The organism is Amycolatopsis sp. ATCC 39116 (assembly GCF_000231075.2).
GTDB classification, from domain to species: domain Bacteria; phylum Actinomycetota; class Actinomycetes; order Mycobacteriales; family Pseudonocardiaceae; genus Amycolatopsis_E; species Amycolatopsis_E tucumanensis.
Genome location: NZ_AFWY03000009.1, coordinates 119,240 through 133,436, shown reverse-complemented (window position 1 = coordinate 133,436; position 14,197 = coordinate 119,240). Strand labels below are relative to the sequence as shown.

Below are 14,197 nucleotides of genomic sequence, written 5' to 3'. Positions count from 1 at the left end.
CGGGTGGACTCCGGCTCTGCGAAGCTGGAGACGTGCGAGGAATCGTGGCGCTCCTGCTGGCGCTCGGGCTCGTGGCGTGCGGCGCCCCACCCGAGCCGCCGCCCCCGCCTGTGCCCTCGCCGACGGCCCCGGCGGCCACCACCACGACCACGGCGCCGCCGACCACCACCACCTCCGCCGCACCGCCGTGGACCGTCGGCGCCACGACGCTGCCCCGTCGCCCGGACGGTTTCGGCGAGATCCGGCCGACCCCGGCGGTGCTGCGCGACCGCCGCCTGCCGACGCGGGACTTCCTGCCGCCGCCCGCGGACGGCCGCTACGCGTCGACAGTCAGCGCGGTCCCGGCCGACGTGCTGGCCCGCAGCACCTGGCAGCCCGCGTGCCCGGTGGCGGTGTCCGCGCTGCGGTACCTGACGATGTCGTTCTGGGGCTTCGACGGGAAGCCGCACACCGGCGAGATGCTCGTCGGCGCCTCCGTCGCCGAGGACGTGACCCGGGTGTTCGGGCAGCTGTTCGCGGCGCGATTCCCGATCGAGGAGATGCGGGTCACCTCGCCTGCCGAACTCGACGCCCCGCCGACCGGGGACGGCAACAACACCAGCGCCTTCGTCTGCCGTCCGGTGCGCGGTCAGACGAACTGGTCGGCGCACGCGTACGGTCTGGCGATCGACCTGAACCCGTTCTGCAACCCCTACACCAAGGGCGACGTGGTGCTGCCGGAACTCGCCTCGGCGTACCTGGACCGCTCGTGGGTGCGGCCGGGCATGGTGGAGGCGGGCGACGCGACCGTGCGGGCGTTCGCCGCGGTCGGCTGGGACTGGGGCGGGGCGTGGCGGGAGCCGGTGGACAGGATGCATTTCACGGCGACCGGCGGGTAGGAACGGGAACAGATTTCGGGTCCGGCCCGGTTGTACGGGTGCGGACTGCTTGGGAGGTAATCACGTGCCCCACTACGACCTGGTGATCGTCGGGACCGGCTCGGGGAACTCGATCCTCGATCCCCGTTTCGCGGGCTGGAAGACGGCGATCGTGGAGAAGGGCGTGTTCGGCGGCACGTGCCTGAACGTCGGGTGCATCCCGACGAAGATGTTCGTGCACGCCGCGGACGTCGCCGCGACGCCGTCGGTGGCCGGCCGGTTCGGCGTCGACGAGACGCTGGACAAGGTGCGCTGGACCGACGTGCGCGACCGGATCTTCGGCCGCATCGACCCGATCGCCGAGGGCGGGCGCGAGTACCGGAAGAGCCACGAGGACAACGCCGGCGTCACCGTCTACGAGGGCCAGGGGCGGTTCACCGGGCACAAGGAGCTGACGGTGTCGTTCGCGGACGGGCGGCCGGACGAGGTCGTCACCGCGGACAAGTTCGTGCTCGCCGCGGGCGGCCGGCCGGTGGTGCCGGACCTGCCCGGCCTCGAGGACGTCCGCTACCACACGTCGGACACGGTGATGCGGCTCGACGCGCTGCCCGCCCGGATGGTGATCATCGGCAGCGGGTTCATCGCCGCGGAGTTCGCGCACGTGTTCCGCTCGTTCGGGGTCGAGGTCACGCTGGTGGCCCGGTCCGGCGCGTTGCTGCGGGGCGAGGACTTCGACATCAGTGAGCGGTTCACCGAGCTGGCGGCGCAGCGGTTCGACGTGCGGCTCAACCGGAAGGCCGTGCGGGTGCGGCCGTCGAGCACGGGTGTCGCGGTGGAGCTGGAGGGGCCGTCGGGCGCCGAGACCGTCGAGGCGGACGAGCTGCTGATCGCCGTCGGGCGCCGACCGAACACCGACCTGCTGGACGTGGCCGCGACGGGCGTGACGACGACCGAGGCGGGGCACGTCGTGGTCGACGACCACCAGCAGACCGCGGTCGAGGGCATCTACGCGCTCGGCGACATCTCGTCACCGTACGAGCTGAAGCACGTCGCGAACCACGAGGCGCGGGTCGTGCAGCACAACCTGCTGAACCCGGAGTCGCCGATGACGGCCGACCACCGGTTCGTGCCGCACGCGGTGTTCACGTCGCCGCAGATCGCCTCGGTGGGCCTGACCGAGCAGGAGGCGCAGGCGCGGGGCGTGGCGTACGTGACGTCCAAACAGGACTACGCGGGCATCGCGTACGGCTGGGCGATGGAGGACACCAGCGGTTTCGCGAAGCTGCTGGCCGATCCGTCGACCGGGCAGCTGATCGGTGCGCACATCATCGGCCCGCAGGCGCCGACGGTGATCCAGCCGCTGATCCAGGCGATGAGCTTCGGCCTCGACGCGAAGTCCATGGCGCGCGGCCAGTACTGGATCCACCCGGCGATGCCCGAGCTGATCGAGAACGCGCTGCTCAACCTGCCGCTCTGAGCGGGCGTCCGGCGCACTTCCCCGACGGAAGTGCGCCGGCGCGGTCAGACGTAGCGCGGCCGGTCAGCGAGGCGTGCAGGCATCGGCTATCACCGAGGTGTCCCAGTAGAACGGATGCACCTCGGCGATCCGCCCGTGCACGATCGCGATGGTCTGGAGGACCGCAGCTCGCGCCCGGTTGCCCGGGACCGAGCGTGCACAGTGGTTTCCACGATCACCACCGTGGATCACGGCTCGGCCGGGCGCTGGCGGGAATCAGACGTAGCGCGGCCGCCCCGCGAAGAAGCCGAACACCATCTGCCCCACGACCACGGCCAGCAGCATCGCGAACGGCACGCTCCACCCGTGCGTCACGTCGTGCAGCAGGCCGAACAGGAACGGGCCCACCGCGGCCAGCAGGTATCCGATCCCCTGCGCCATCGCGGACAGCTTCGCCGTCTCGGCGCCGGTGCGGGCTCGCAGGGCGATCGTGGTCAGCGCGAGCGAGAACACGGCCATCCCGATGCCCAGGAAGATCGACCACAGCAACGGCGCGGCCTCCGGCGCGACCATCAGGCCGATCACGCCCGCGATGCCGAACACGCCGAGCAGCAGGATCCACCCGCTCTGGCTGCCCCGCTTCGCGGCCAGCGGCGGCACGATCAGGCTCACCGGCAGGCCGAGCAGCGACACCAGGCCCATCAGCAGGCCCGCGTCCCCGCGGCTGACACCGGCGTCCATCAGCACCTGCGGCAGCCAGCCCATCACGATGTAGGCCAGGCAGGCCTGCAGGCCGAAGAAGATCGTCACGACCCACGCCAGCGGGCTGCGGAACAGCGAGCGCGCGGCGGTCGCGTTCTCACCGGACGTCGGGCCGCCGGGCCGGGTGCGCGCGGCGGCCAGCCACAGCACGAGCGCCGCCACGGCCAGCGCCGCCCAGCTGCCGAGCCCGGGGCGCCACCCGCCGAACGCGCTGTCCAGCGGCGGCGTCAGCGCGGAGCCGAGCGCGCCGCCGGCCTGCAGCGCGCCGGTGTAGAGGCCGGTCATCAGGCCGATCCGCGTCGCGAAGGACTCCTTGACCACGACCGGGATCAGCACGTTCGCCAGCGCGATTCCCGCGGTGCCGATCAGCGTCCCGCCCAGCACCACCAGCGGCCCGTCGAGCACCCGCAGCACCAGGCCGCCGGCCAGCAACGCGAGCGCGAGCGCCACGGCCACCGCGATGCCCAGTCGGCGGGCGACCACCGGCGCGGTCAGGCCGGCGAGCGCGAAGCACAGGCCGGGCGCGGTCGTCAGCGCACCCGCCCACGTCGCGGACGCCCCCAGCGTGTCGCGCATCTCGTCGAGCACCGCGCCGACGCTGGTCACCGCCGGCCGCAGGTTCAGCGCGGCGAGCAGAACCGCCACGCCGAGCAACCCGGTGCCGATGAGCACGCGGGACGCGGGGACGCGCGTCTTCTCCTGCGCCGATGCCTCATCATTGACCGTCACAGAGGCTAGTATGACAAACGTAGGATGATCGGGTGAAGGGATTTTCCCGTGCCACTCGCCACGACCCGCCGGACCGGTCTCGTCGACCAGGTGATCGGGCAGCTCAGGGACGCCATCGCGCAGGGCGAATGGCCGATCGGGCAACGGATACCCACTGAGGCGGCGCTCGCCGAGAGCCTCGGTGTGGGACGCAACACGGTCCGCGAGGCCGTGCGCGCGCTCGCGCACAGCGGCCTGCTGGAGGTGCGCCAGGGCGACGGCACCTACGTGCGCGCGACCAGTGAGGTGTCCGGCGCGATCCGCCGGCTCTGCGGCTCGGAGCTGCGCGAGGTGCTCGGCGTGCGGCGGGCGCTGGAAGTCGAGGCGGCGCGGCTGGCGGCGACCGTCCGCACCGAAGAGGAGCTGGCGGCCATCACCGAGCTGCTGGACCGGCGCGACGCGGCCTACCGCGTCGAGGAGATCGAGACGTACGTGCGCGCCGACACCGAGTTCCACCTCGCTGTCGTGCGCGCCGCCCACAACGAGCTGCTCACCGAGCTCTACCGCGGCATCCTGGAGGCCGTGACCGCGAGTGTCGCGGCCACGACGGACACCCGCCTGCCGGAGTCGGAGGCGATCGGCCACCGCGGCCTGCTGGAGGCCATCGCGGCGCGCGACGCCGAGCGCGCGATGGCCGAGGCCGCGGGTTTCCTGGACTCCCTGATCAGGGAAGCGTGAGGATCTCCGCGCCGGTCGCGGTCACCACCAGGGTGTGCTCGAACTGGGCCGTCCAGCTCTTGTCCTTGGTGGTGACCGTCCAGTCGTCGTCCCAGATGTCGTAGTCGATGGAGCCCAGGGTGATCATCGGCTCGATCGTGAAGGTCATGCCCTCCTCGATCACCGTGGTCACCGACGGGTCCTCGTAGTGCAGCACGGTCGGCGCGGTGTGGAAGGACGGACCGACGCCGTGGCCGGTGAAGTCCCGCACCACGCCGTAGCCGAAGCGCTTGGCGTAGGACTCGATGACGCGGCCGATCACGTTCAGCTGGCGTCCCGGCCGCACGGCCTTGATCGCGCGCATCGTCGCCTCGTGGGTGCGCTCGACCAGCAGCCGCACCTCCTCCGAGACGTCACCGGCGCAGAACGTGGCGTTCGTGTCGCCGTGCACGCCGCCGATGTAGGCGGTGACGTCGATGTTGCAGATGTCGCCGTCCTGGATCACCGTCGAGTCCGGGATGCCGTGGCAGATGACCTCGTTGAGCGAGGTGCAGCAGGACTTCGGGAAGCCGCGGTAGCCCAGGGTCGACGGGTAGGCGTGGTGGTCGAGCAGGAACTCGTGCACCACCTTGTCGACGTCGTCGGTGGTGTTGCCCGGCTTGACGGCCTTGCCGCCCTCCTCCAGCGCCTGTGCCGCGATCATGCTGGCCACCCGCATGGCCTCGATGACCTCGGGCGTGCGCACCCCGTTGCCGGTGTCCCGCTTCGGCGCCGGCTTGTCCACGTATTCGGGGCGCGGAATGCTGGCTGGCACGGGGCGGCGCGGCGTCTGGACGCCAGGGGTCAACGGAGCACGCTGGGACATGACTCCACCCTACGACCCCCGCGGGCGGCGCGGCCGTGAGCCCGGTCAGAACAGCACGGTCGCGTACCGGCCGACCTGCCTGAACCCGATGCGCCGGTACGCGGCGAGCGCGGGGCTGTTGAAGCTGTTCACGTACAGGCTGGCGGTGCGGCCGAGCCCGTTGACGAGCCGGCTCACCACGGCCGCCGTGCCGGACGTGCCGAGCCCGTGGCCGCGCCGGTCCGGCCGCACCCAGACCCCCTGGATCTGGCCGACGCTGCGGGACATCGCGCCGATCTCGGCCTTGAACACGACCTCGCCGTTCTCGAACCGGGCGAAGGCGCGGCCGCTGGAGATCAGTTCCGCGACGCGGGCGCGGTAGCTCACGCCACCGTCGCCGGCGCGCGGGTCGACGCCGACCTCCTCGATGAACATCGCGATCGCGGCAGGCAGGTACCGCTCCAGCTCGTCCGGGCGCACCGGGCGCACCAGCGGGTCCGGCTCCACCGCGGGCTGGGCGTCCATCGCCATCAGCGGCTGGTCCTCGCGGACCTCGCGAGCCGGGCCCCACTCCCCCGCCAGCTCGTCCCACAGGCCGAGGACCTGCTCGGCCGGGCCGACCAGCGAGGAGCACACGCGCTGCTTGCGCAGGGCCCGGTCGGCGAAGGACCGCAGGGCCGCGGCGTTGCCGCGCAACGGGATCAGGTTCGGGCCGGAGAAGCACAGTCCGGGCAGCCGGCCACCGCGGGCGCCGCGGTAGTCGGCGGCCCACAGCTCGCCGCCGAGGCGCCAGGGGTCCAGACCGGCCACCTCGACGCGCGCGCTGACCATGCAACTGGCCACCGGGTCCGCCGCGAGCACGGCGCGGACCACGGGATGATCCCGATCACTGAGCAGCCGTGCACCGGCAAGCCGCAACACATCCACCAGATTGCCAGATGGAGTGGTGGATCGGGAAATCGTGGGGGATCAAGGGGCCCCGCGGTAGGTCCCGAAGGTCCACAGGTTGCCCTCCGGATCGCGGGCGGTGAACGTGTGCGAGCCGTAATCGGTGTCGTGGAGCGGCGCGACGATCTCCGCGCCGGCCTGGCGCACGCGGTCGTGGATCTCATCGACCTGGTCGGTGACCACGTACGCGGAGCCGGCGTGCTTCGTGTCGCCGTGGACGCCCTCGGTGTGGCTGGTGCTGCCAAACATGACGCCGCCGCCCTCGGGCCAGCGCAGCTCGGCGTGGGTGATCTGCCCGTCCTCCCCCGGCACGACGAGCGCCTCGCGGAAGCCGAACACCTCGGTGAGGAACGTCAGCGCGGCGTGCGCGTCGTCGTAGCGGAAGGCGGGCCAGACGGTGGGTGGGTTTTCGCTCATGCCTGCGAGTCTGCGTCCGCGGCGGCGTGGCGGTCTTGGAGGAACGGGAGCTCCTCGGTGATCCAGGTGCGGGGCGTGCACCCGGCCAGTGCGCGCCACTCGTTGGACAGGTGGGCCTGGTCGTAGAAGCCGCACTCGACGGCGAGGGTGGCGAGGTCCGTGGGCGCCTCGCGGAGCCTGCTGATGGCGCGTTCGAAGCGCAGCACGCGGGCGGCCTGCTTGGGCGGCAGGCCCAGCTCGCGGCGGAAGCGTTCGGCGAAGTGGCGGCGGCTCCAGCCGACCTCGGCGGCGAGGTCCTCGACGCGGATCAGACCGCCCGCCGCGGTGAGGCGGCGCCACGCCCAGCCGACCTCCCGGGCGGGCCGGCGGTCGGCGAGGGCGCCGCGGAAGGCGTCGTCGAGGATGCCGAAGCGGTCCGCCCAGGTGGGCGCCTCCGCGAGTTGCTCGGCGAGGTGCTTCGGGCCCAGCTCGGCGAGGTCGACGACGCAGCCGGACAGGTCGGCCGCGGAGACGTGGAACAGGGCGGGCACGGCGAGCGGGTCGATCTCGACGTGGATGCCCGACTGGAAGGCGTCCTGGGCGATGAGGGCGGGCGCGGTGTGCATGCCGCCGACCGCGGCGGTGAAGCGGCCGGGCGACTGGTCCGGGCGGGGCATGCCGGTGAAGCGGATCGGCTCGGCGAGGCTGATGACGAGGGTGACGTGCCGGGAGGGCAGCCCGCGGTGGGTGCCGAGGGTCACGCCGTGCTGCGTGTAGCCGATGTAGCGCGTGATCGCGGGCCGCAACTGCGGGTGCGGCGCGCGAACAGCCCACTCGGCGGCGGCCATCGCTCAGAACTCGGTGGTCTCCAGCCGGATCCCGAACGGATCGCCGACCTCGACCGACTGCCCGAAGGGGACCCGCACGGTGCGGTTGTCCGGAACGGCGTCGCGAGGCACCACGCAGAGATCCGGCACGTAGATGCTCCCGGTCGCGCGGATACCGACACCCAGCGTCTGGAGAATGCCGCAACCATCCAGCTCGGCCGACGCGAGCGCGTCGTGCACCGAGCTCGCGGTCAGGTTGTGCTGTCCGGTGGGTGGCGGGGTCATGCAGATCCCCTCGGCGGTGAGCTCCGGCCGCCAGCCCTCCGGCACGTGCAGTTCGCGCCAGATGTCCAGCGCTCGGTTCCAGGCCGTCTCGGGACGTGCGAACGCGGTGCTCATCGACCCACTCCCGTTCTGCCGGGGCCCTCTGCCAGGAGGCTAGCTCACCGTAACGACGGGCGAACCGCTTCCTTCCGCGTCCCCCGCCTCCTCGGCGATCCGCATCGCCTCTTCGATCAGCGTCTCGACGATCTGGTGCTCCGGCACGGTCTTGATGACCTCGCCCTTGACGAAGATCTGGCCCTTGCCGTTGCCGCTCGCCACGCCGAGGTCGGCCTCGCGCGCCTCGCCGGGGCCGTTCACCACGCAGCCCATCACCGCGACGCGCAGCGGGACCTCCATGCCTTCCAGGCCCGCGGTGACCTCGTCGGCCAGCTTGTAGACGTCCACCTGCGCCCGCCCGCACGACGGGCACGACACGATCTCCAGCTTCCGCGGCCGCAGGTTCAGCGACTGCAGGATCTGGATGCCGACCTTGACCTCCTCGACCGGCGGCGCGGACAGCGACACGCGGATGGTGTCGCCGATGCCCTGCCGCAGCAGCGCGCCGAACGCCACCGCCGACTTGATCGTGCCCTGGAACGCCGGGCCGGCCTCGGTGACGCCGAGGTGCAGCGGGTAGTCGCACTGCTCGGCGAGGATCTCGTACGCCCGGACCATGATCACCGGGTCGTTGTGCTTGACCGAGATCTTGATGTCGTGGAAGTCGTGCTCGGCGAACAGCGACGCCTCCCACAGCGCCGACTCGGCCAGCGCCTCCGGCGTCGCCTTGCCGTACTTCTTCATCAGCCGCGGGTCCAGGGAACCGGCGTTGACCCCGATCCGGATGGGCGTGCCGTGGTCCTTCGCCGCCTGGGCGATCTCCTTGACCTTGTCGTCGAACTTCTTGATGTTGCCCGGGTTCACGCGCACGGCGGCGCAGCCGGCCTCGATCGCGGCGAACACGTACTTGGGCTGGAAGTGGATGTCCGCGATGACGGGGATCTGCGACTTCTTCGCGATCGCGGGCAACGCCTCGGCGTCGTCGGCGGACGGGCAGGCCACGCGCACGATGTCGCAGCCGGCCGCGGTGAGCTGCGCGATCTGCTGCAGCGTCGCGTTCACGTCCGCGGTCAGGGTGGTCGTCATGGACTGCACCGAGATCGGGTGTTCACTGCCGACGCCGACGTTGCCCACCATGAGCTGGCGCGTCTTGCGGCGCTCGGACAGCACGGGGGCGGGGAGGGCGGGCATACCAAGCTCGACGCTCATCGAATCCTCTACGGCGTGAGACGGGCTGCTGACGTGTCCAGCTTACTCACAGGCCGGGCCCGGCCCGGTGGTGACCAGCCGGAGTGAGTTACCCCGCGCGGGGCCCTGACCTGCGAAGACCTGGTGTTACTGCAGCCTGATCGGGTTGACGATGTCGGCGGTGACGGTGAGCAGGGTTACGGCGCCGCCGATCAGCACCAGCACCACGGTGACCGCGGACAGCTTCGAGTAGTCGACCGGGCCGCCCGCGGCCTTGCCGCGCAGCTTCCGGATCCAGTCGCGGACGCGTTCGTACCAGACGATCGCGATGTGCCCGCCGTCCAGCGGCAGCAGCGGCAGCAGGTTGAACACGCCGACGAAGAAGTTCAGGCTGGCCAGCAGCAGCAGGAACAGCGACCACAGCCCGGCCTCGACGGCCTCGCCGCCGATGCGGCTCGCGCCGACCACGCTGACCGGCGTGTTCGGGTCGCGCTCGCCGCCGAAGATCGACGACACCACCGCCGGGATGCGTTCCGGGAACTCGATCAGCCGCTGCCAGGTCTGCACGAACATGTCGCCGGTGAACGAGGCCGCGCCACCGATCGCGGTGATCGCGTTGTACTCCAGCGTGTTCGGGAAGGTCACGCCGATCGAGCCGACGGTGACGATCTTCTCCGGGCCGCTGGGGTTGGCCGGGTCGGTGACCGGGCGGTCGACGCGCACGACATCGACGGTCAGCGGCACGATCTGCCCGTTGCGGTCGACCTCGAACCGGGTCGGGCCGGACAGGTTCTGGATCAGGGCCGTGACGTCGGCGTAGGTCTTGGTGCGCTGGCCGTTGACCGAGACGATCTCGTCGCCGGGCTGGATGCCGCCGTTCTTGGCGGGCGCGGCGTCGCCGGGCCGGCACACCGGGTTCGCGTACTCCTCGTCGGTGGTCGCGCTGCGCACGCACTCGGAGACGGACGAGATCTGCGGCTTGCCGACGACCGCGTTGGGCAGGCCCATCGTGGCGGCCATCAGGTACAGCACGACGAAGCCGAGGATGAAGTGCGTGACCGACCCGGCGGCCATCACGACGGTGCGCTTCCAGGTCTTGAAGCGCCACATCGCGCGCGGCGCCTCGTCCGGCGTCACCTCGTCCAGCGCGGTCATGCCCGCGATGTCGCAGAACCCGCCGAGCGGGATCCACTTCAGTCCGTACTCCGTCTCGCCGCGGCGGAAGGAGAACACCTTCGGGCCGAACCCGACGAAGTAGCGGCGGACCTTCATGCCGAACGCCTTGGCGGTCAGCATGTGACCCGCCTCGTGCAGTGCGACGGACACGCAGATGCCCAGCGCGAACAGCACGACTCCGAAAACGTAGGCCACCCGCTACTTCCCTCCGGTCATGATTTCGGCGGCCCGGGCTCGCGCCCACTCCTCGGCCGCCAGTACCTCCGCGACGTCGCCCGGCTCGCGACGCCACTCGTCGGCGGCCTCCACCACCTCGGTAACAGTGTCCACAATCGCCGTGAAGCCCGCGTTCTGCGTCAGGAAGGCCTCGACGCACACCTCGTTGGCCGCGTTGTACACCGCGGGCAGACAGCCGCCCACGGTCCCGACGTGCCGGGCCAGCTCCACGGCCGGGAAAGCCTCGTTGTCCAGCGGTTCGAAGGTCCACTGCGCGGCCTGGTCCCAGCGGCAGGCCGGGGCCGCGCCGGGCACCCGGTCCGGCCAGTTCAGCGCCAGCGCGATGGGCAGGCGCATGTCCGGCGGGCTGGCCTGGGCCAGCGTCGAGCCGTCGGTGAAGGTGATCATCGAGTGCACGATCGACTGCGGGTGGACGACCACGTCGATTTTGTCGCAGCGGACGCCGAAGAGCAGGCTCGCCTCGATCAGCTCCAGGCCCTTGTTGACCAGGGTGGCCGAGTTGATGGTGACCAGGCGGCCCATCGCCCAGGTGGGGTGGGCCAGCGCGTCGTCGACCGTGACGTTCGCCAGGTCGGCGCGCTTGCGGCCGCGGAAGGGCCCGCCGGAGGCGGTCAGCACGAACCGGTCGACCTCCTCGGCGCGGCCGCCGCGCAGGGCCTGCGCCATCGCCGAGTGCTCGGAGTCGACCGGGACCAGCTGGCCGGGCTTGGCCTGCTTGAGCACGAGCGGCCCGCCCGCGATCAGCGACTCCTTGTTCGCCAGCGCGAGGGTCGCGCCGGTCTCGAGTGCCTTGAGCGTCGGTTCGAGGCCCTGGGAGCCGGGCAGGCCGTTGAGCACCACGTCGACCCCGACCGCGCCGATCAGCTGGACGACGGCGTCGCGGCCGGCGAAGATGCGCGGCATCTTGAACTCGCCCCGCGAGTAGCCGCGCTTCTGCGCCTCGGCGTACAGCGCGAGCTGCAGGTCCTCGACGGCCGTGGGCTTCGTCACGGCCACGGCGTCCACTTCGTGCGCCAGCGCCTGCGCCGCCAGCAGCGCCGGGTCGGACCCGCCCGCGGCGAGGCCCGAGATGCGGAAGAGGTGCTGGTTGCGGGCGGCGACGTCGAGGGCCTGGGTGCCGATCGAGCCGGTCGAGCCGAGCACGAGCACGGTGCGGGGTGCGTTCATCGGGGTCATTGTCGCGAACCCGTCCGAGCGGGTCATCGGCGCGGGGCGGGTCGCGGTGTGGAATCATCCGGTTGGACGTTCGTGCAGGGCCTGGAGGAGTGATCGTGGCGAGCAAGGCGGTCGAGAAGCGGCAGCAGGCCGCTCCGGCGAAGGTGGACCCGCGGGACGAGCCGTCGGCCGAGTGGGGCTGGCACGGCGGGTTCCCGAAGGGCGCGCGCATCGCGGGCTGGGTCACGGTCGTCGTGCTGCTGGCGATGATCTACAACAACCACGAGAACAACACCGAGAACGTGTGGCTGGTCGGCATCGCGGCCGGCATCGTGATCGGCCTGCTGCTGGACATCAGGAAGAAGCGCACGGCCTGGCGCCGCTGACGCACCGGACATGATGAGGGGCCCCTCGGTGAGGGGCCCCTTTTTGCTGCTCAGGCGTCCCGCCGGGCGAAGAGGAAGCCGGTCACGGCGAGCGCGGCCACGAGCCACCCCGCCAGCACCAGGCCACCCAGCGCGGGCGGCAGGGCACCCGGCCGGTAGAGCGCCGCCCCGGCGCGGTCGGGCAGGTAGGCGGCGGCGGGCAGCAGCGGGGACACCACATACACCAGTGTCACCACCGTCGCGAGCGCCCCGACGAGACTTCGCACCGCGAGGCCGACGGCGAGCGCGAGCAAGCCGATCAGGACGAGGTACGCGGTGGCTCCGACCACCGGCACGCCGGACGAGAGCGCGCCGGTCAGCGCGGCGGCCGGGGTGGCGACGGCGAGGTAGGCGAGCACCTTCCCGGTGAGCAGCACGAGCCGGTCCGGCACGGCGGCCAGGCTGGTGCGGATCTGGCCCCCGGCGTACTCGGTGGCCGCGGCCAAGACCCCGAGCAGCAGGAACCCCGCCTGACCGAACTCGACCGCGCGGTGGCCGAGCGGGGGCGTGACGACCACGGTGAGCGCGACCGTTCCGGGCACCACGCGCAGGGTGGCCAGCTTGATCAGCTCGGCGAGGACGACGTGACGGAGGGCGTTGCTGCCTGCCACGTCAGGCGTCCCGCCGGCGGAAGACCACCGCGCCGACCCCGAGTGCGAGCAGGGTCCACCCGGCCAACACCAGACCGCCTGCGGTGGGTGACAGCGGCGCCGTCAGGGGGCTGTTCCGCACGAACAGTTGCGCCCCTGCCGCGTCGGGCAGGAACTTCGCCGCCGGGAAGACCTTGGCCAGCAGCAACGACACCGAGACCACCGTGGTGTTGGCGATGAGCACGACCAGCGGCACCACCCCGCCGCGCGTCACGGTGGCGACGGCGAGCGCGATCAGCGACATGGAGGCGCAGTAGAGGGCGACGCCGCCGATCCGCCAGCCGAGCGCGTCGAGCGCCTGCGCGGGCGGCACGCCGTGGGGACCCAGCAACGGCTGTCCCACGACGACCCCGAGCACGACCGACGCGGCGGTCAGCGCGGCCGTCACCAGCGCCACCACCACCGCTTTCGCCGCGAACAGCAGGCCGCGGCGGGGCTGGCTGGTCAGGCTCACCGTGATCTGCCGCCCGCCACCGGCGTCGGCCGCGCCTGCGGTGTACTCGCTGCTGATGGCGACGACACCGAGCAGCACCCCGGCGGCGGCGCCGACGGCACCGGTCTCGATGCTCAGCTCGGTGAGATTCCGGCCGCCGAGCGAGTGCCCCTCGGCGAGCCGTGACCGGATGGTGTTCGCGTTCAGCCCGGTGATCGCCGGCGCGGCGACGAGGCAGATCCCGGCCGCGATCCGGGCCGGCCACAACGACACCAGCTTGCGGAACTCGGCGCCCAGGTACGTCATCGGCCCTCCCCGGTCAGCGCGAAGAAGGCGTCCTCCAGCGATGCGTGACCGGCGGAGACCTCGGCCACGGATCCACTGTGGACGACCGTGCCACGGTTGATCACCACGAGGTGGTCGGCGGTGTTGGCCAGCTCGCTCATCAGGTGGCTGGACAGCAGCACCGTCCGGCCTTCTCCCGCGTAGGACCGCAGGAACTCCCGCAGCCACCGGATCCCGTGCGGATCGAGGCCGTTCACCGGCTCGTCCAGCACCAGCACGTCCGGTTCCCCGAGCAGCGCCGCGGCGAGCCCGAGCCGCTGGTTCATGCCGAGGGAGAACGCGCCGGCCCGCTTGCGCCCCGCGTCACCGAGCCCGACGAGGTCGAGCACCTCGGCGATCCGCCTGCGCGGGATGCCGTTGCTGGCGGCCACCCACGCCAGGTGGCTGCGCGCGGTCCGCGAGCGGTGCGCCCCGCTGCCCTCCAGCAGCGAGCCCACGGTCCGCAACGGATTCCGCAGCGACCGGTACGGCTTCCCGCCGATCAGCGCGGTGCCCGCGTCGGCCGAATCGAGGCCGAGGAGGATGCGCAGCGTGGACGACTTGCCCGCGCCGTTGGGGCCGAGCAACCCGGTGACCTGACCGGCCTTCGCGGTGAAGCCGACCTCGCGCACCACGACCTTCGCCCCGTGCCGCTTGACCAGACCCGATATTTCGATCATGCCGCCAGCCTGTGGCCTGCCGGGCCGGGCGGC

Annotated in this window: 16 protein-coding genes; 4 read left to right on the top strand and 12 right to left on the bottom strand. The window is 71.9% G+C overall.

Going from position 1 to position 14,197, the window contains the following annotated elements; genetic code table 11:
- The first annotated feature begins 44 nt into the window (after positions 1 to 44).
- Both AMY39116_RS42780 and AMY39116_RS0313560 read left to right on the top strand, forming a co-directional pair.
- Positions 45 to 878 (top strand): M15 family metallopeptidase, encoded by an 834-nt coding sequence (locus AMY39116_RS42780; protein ID WP_020418186.1) that lies wholly within the window; start codon positions 45 to 47, stop codon positions 876 to 878.
- Positions 879 to 942: 64 nt separating this feature from the next.
- Positions 943 to 2,334, top strand: a complete 1,392-nt coding sequence (locus tag AMY39116_RS0313560; protein ID WP_020418185.1) for a mycothione reductase — start codon at positions 943 to 945, stop codon at positions 2,332 to 2,334.
- A 255-nt stretch (positions 2,335 to 2,589) separates the two neighbouring features.
- Here AMY39116_RS0313560 and AMY39116_RS0313555 read toward each other — a convergent pair whose 3' ends face one another.
- Complete coding sequence (locus AMY39116_RS0313555) at positions 2,590 to 3,804, bottom strand: MFS transporter (protein ID WP_027935892.1); 1,215 nt, start codon at positions 3,802 to 3,804, stop codon at positions 2,590 to 2,592.
- Between the two features lie 48 nt (positions 3,805 to 3,852).
- On the opposite strand from AMY39116_RS0313555, the gene AMY39116_RS0313550 reads away from it, so the two are divergent.
- Positions 3,853 to 4,521 carry a FadR/GntR family transcriptional regulator gene (locus tag AMY39116_RS0313550; RefSeq protein WP_020418183.1) on the top strand — a complete coding sequence of 223 codons (669 nt, stop codon included), beginning with the start codon at positions 3,853 to 3,855 and terminating at the stop codon, positions 4,519 to 4,521.
- Here AMY39116_RS0313550 and map read toward each other — a convergent pair.
- From map to dxr, 8 genes are all read right to left on the bottom strand, one after another.
- On the bottom strand, positions 4,508 to 5,365 hold the full coding sequence (gene map, locus AMY39116_RS0313545) for a type I methionyl aminopeptidase (protein WP_027935891.1): 858 nt from the start codon (positions 5,363 to 5,365) through the stop codon (positions 4,508 to 4,510). The genes AMY39116_RS0313550 and map overlap by 14 nt on opposite strands.
- Positions 5,366 to 5,410: 45 nt before the next feature.
- On the bottom strand, positions 5,411 to 6,265 hold the full coding sequence (locus AMY39116_RS0313540; protein WP_027935890.1) for a GNAT family N-acetyltransferase: 855 nt from the start codon (positions 6,263 to 6,265) through the stop codon (positions 5,411 to 5,413).
- Between the two features lie 48 nt (positions 6,266 to 6,313).
- On the bottom strand, positions 6,314 to 6,709 hold the full coding sequence (locus tag AMY39116_RS0313535) for a VOC family protein (RefSeq protein ID WP_020418180.1): 396 nt from the start codon (positions 6,707 to 6,709) through the stop codon (positions 6,314 to 6,316).
- Positions 6,706 to 7,536: an AraC family transcriptional regulator gene (locus tag AMY39116_RS0313530; RefSeq protein WP_020418179.1), complete on the bottom strand. Its 831-nt coding sequence runs from the start codon at positions 7,534 to 7,536 to the stop codon at positions 6,706 to 6,708. The genes AMY39116_RS0313535 and AMY39116_RS0313530 overlap by 4 nt, the downstream gene beginning before the upstream one ends.
- Positions 7,537 to 7,539: 3 nt before the next feature.
- Positions 7,540 to 7,914 carry a Uma2 family endonuclease gene (locus tag AMY39116_RS0313525; RefSeq protein ID WP_020418178.1) on the bottom strand — a complete coding sequence of 125 codons (375 nt, stop codon included), beginning with the start codon at positions 7,912 to 7,914 and terminating at the stop codon, positions 7,540 to 7,542.
- Between the two features lie 39 nt (positions 7,915 to 7,953).
- Positions 7,954 to 9,105 carry a flavodoxin-dependent (E)-4-hydroxy-3-methylbut-2-enyl-diphosphate synthase gene (ispG, locus tag AMY39116_RS0313520; protein WP_027935889.1) on the bottom strand — a complete coding sequence of 384 codons (1,152 nt, stop codon included), beginning with the start codon at positions 9,103 to 9,105 and terminating at the stop codon, positions 7,954 to 7,956.
- A gap of 126 nt (positions 9,106 to 9,231) precedes the next feature.
- Positions 9,232 to 10,455 (bottom strand): RIP metalloprotease, encoded by a 1,224-nt coding sequence (locus AMY39116_RS0313515; RefSeq protein ID WP_020418176.1) that lies wholly within the window; start codon positions 10,453 to 10,455, stop codon positions 9,232 to 9,234.
- Between the two features lie 3 nt (positions 10,456 to 10,458).
- The gene (dxr, locus tag AMY39116_RS0313510; RefSeq protein WP_027935888.1) at positions 10,459 to 11,664 is read right to left on the bottom strand and encodes a 1-deoxy-D-xylulose-5-phosphate reductoisomerase; all 1,206 of its coding nucleotides are present in this window, start codon (positions 11,662 to 11,664) and stop codon (positions 10,459 to 10,461) included.
- 104 nt (positions 11,665 to 11,768) lie between these two features.
- Between dxr and AMY39116_RS0313505 the strand changes: the two genes are divergently transcribed.
- The gene (locus AMY39116_RS0313505; RefSeq protein ID WP_027935887.1) at positions 11,769 to 12,038 is read left to right on the top strand and encodes a DUF2631 domain-containing protein; all 270 of its coding nucleotides are present in this window, start codon (positions 11,769 to 11,771) and stop codon (positions 12,036 to 12,038) included.
- 50 nt (positions 12,039 to 12,088) lie between these two features.
- Here the strand turns inward: AMY39116_RS0313505 and AMY39116_RS42775 are convergent, their stop codons facing one another.
- The 3 genes from AMY39116_RS42775 to AMY39116_RS0313490 are packed head-to-tail and all read right to left on the bottom strand — an operon-like array spanning position 12,089 to position 14,164.
- Entirely contained in the window at positions 12,089 to 12,688 is a 600-nt protein-coding gene (locus tag AMY39116_RS42775) for a hypothetical protein (RefSeq protein ID WP_020418173.1), read from the bottom strand.
- Position 12,689: 1 nt separating this feature from the next.
- Entirely contained in the window at positions 12,690 to 13,466 is a 777-nt protein-coding gene (locus tag AMY39116_RS0313495) for a hypothetical protein (RefSeq protein ID WP_020418172.1), read from the bottom strand.
- Positions 13,463 to 14,164 (bottom strand): ABC transporter ATP-binding protein, encoded by a 702-nt coding sequence (locus AMY39116_RS0313490; protein WP_020418171.1) that lies wholly within the window; start codon positions 14,162 to 14,164, stop codon positions 13,463 to 13,465. The genes AMY39116_RS0313495 and AMY39116_RS0313490 overlap by 4 nt, the downstream gene beginning before the upstream one ends.
- Between the last annotated feature and the right edge of the window lie 33 nt (positions 14,165 to 14,197).

Bases quoted from the DNA above. Each gene is read 5' to 3' on its own strand.
- map (WP_027935891.1), bottom strand. From the start codon at position 5,365: ATGTCCCAGCGTGCTCCGTTGACCCCTGGCGTCCAGACGCCGCGCCGC.
- AMY39116_RS0313525 (WP_020418178.1), bottom strand. From the start codon at position 7,914: ATGAGCACCGCGTTCGCACGTCCCGAGACGGCCTGGAACCGAGCGCTG.
- AMY39116_RS0313530 (WP_020418179.1), bottom strand. From the start codon at position 7,536: ATGGCCGCCGCCGAGTGGGCTGTTCGCGCGCCGCACCCGCAGTTGCGG.
- AMY39116_RS0313495 (WP_020418172.1), bottom strand. From the start codon at position 13,466: ATGACGTACCTGGGCGCCGAGTTCCGCAAGCTGGTGTCGTTGTGGCCG.
- AMY39116_RS0313535 (WP_020418180.1), bottom strand. From the start codon at position 6,709: ATGAGCGAAAACCCACCCACCGTCTGGCCCGCCTTCCGCTACGACGAC.
- AMY39116_RS0313490 (WP_020418171.1), bottom strand. From the start codon at position 14,164: ATGATCGAAATATCGGGTCTGGTCAAGCGGCACGGGGCGAAGGTCGTG.
- dxr (WP_027935888.1), bottom strand. From the start codon at position 11,664: ATGAACGCACCCCGCACCGTGCTCGTGCTCGGCTCGACCGGCTCGATC.
- ispG (WP_027935889.1), bottom strand. From the start codon at position 9,105: ATGAGCGTCGAGCTTGGTATGCCCGCCCTCCCCGCCCCCGTGCTGTCC.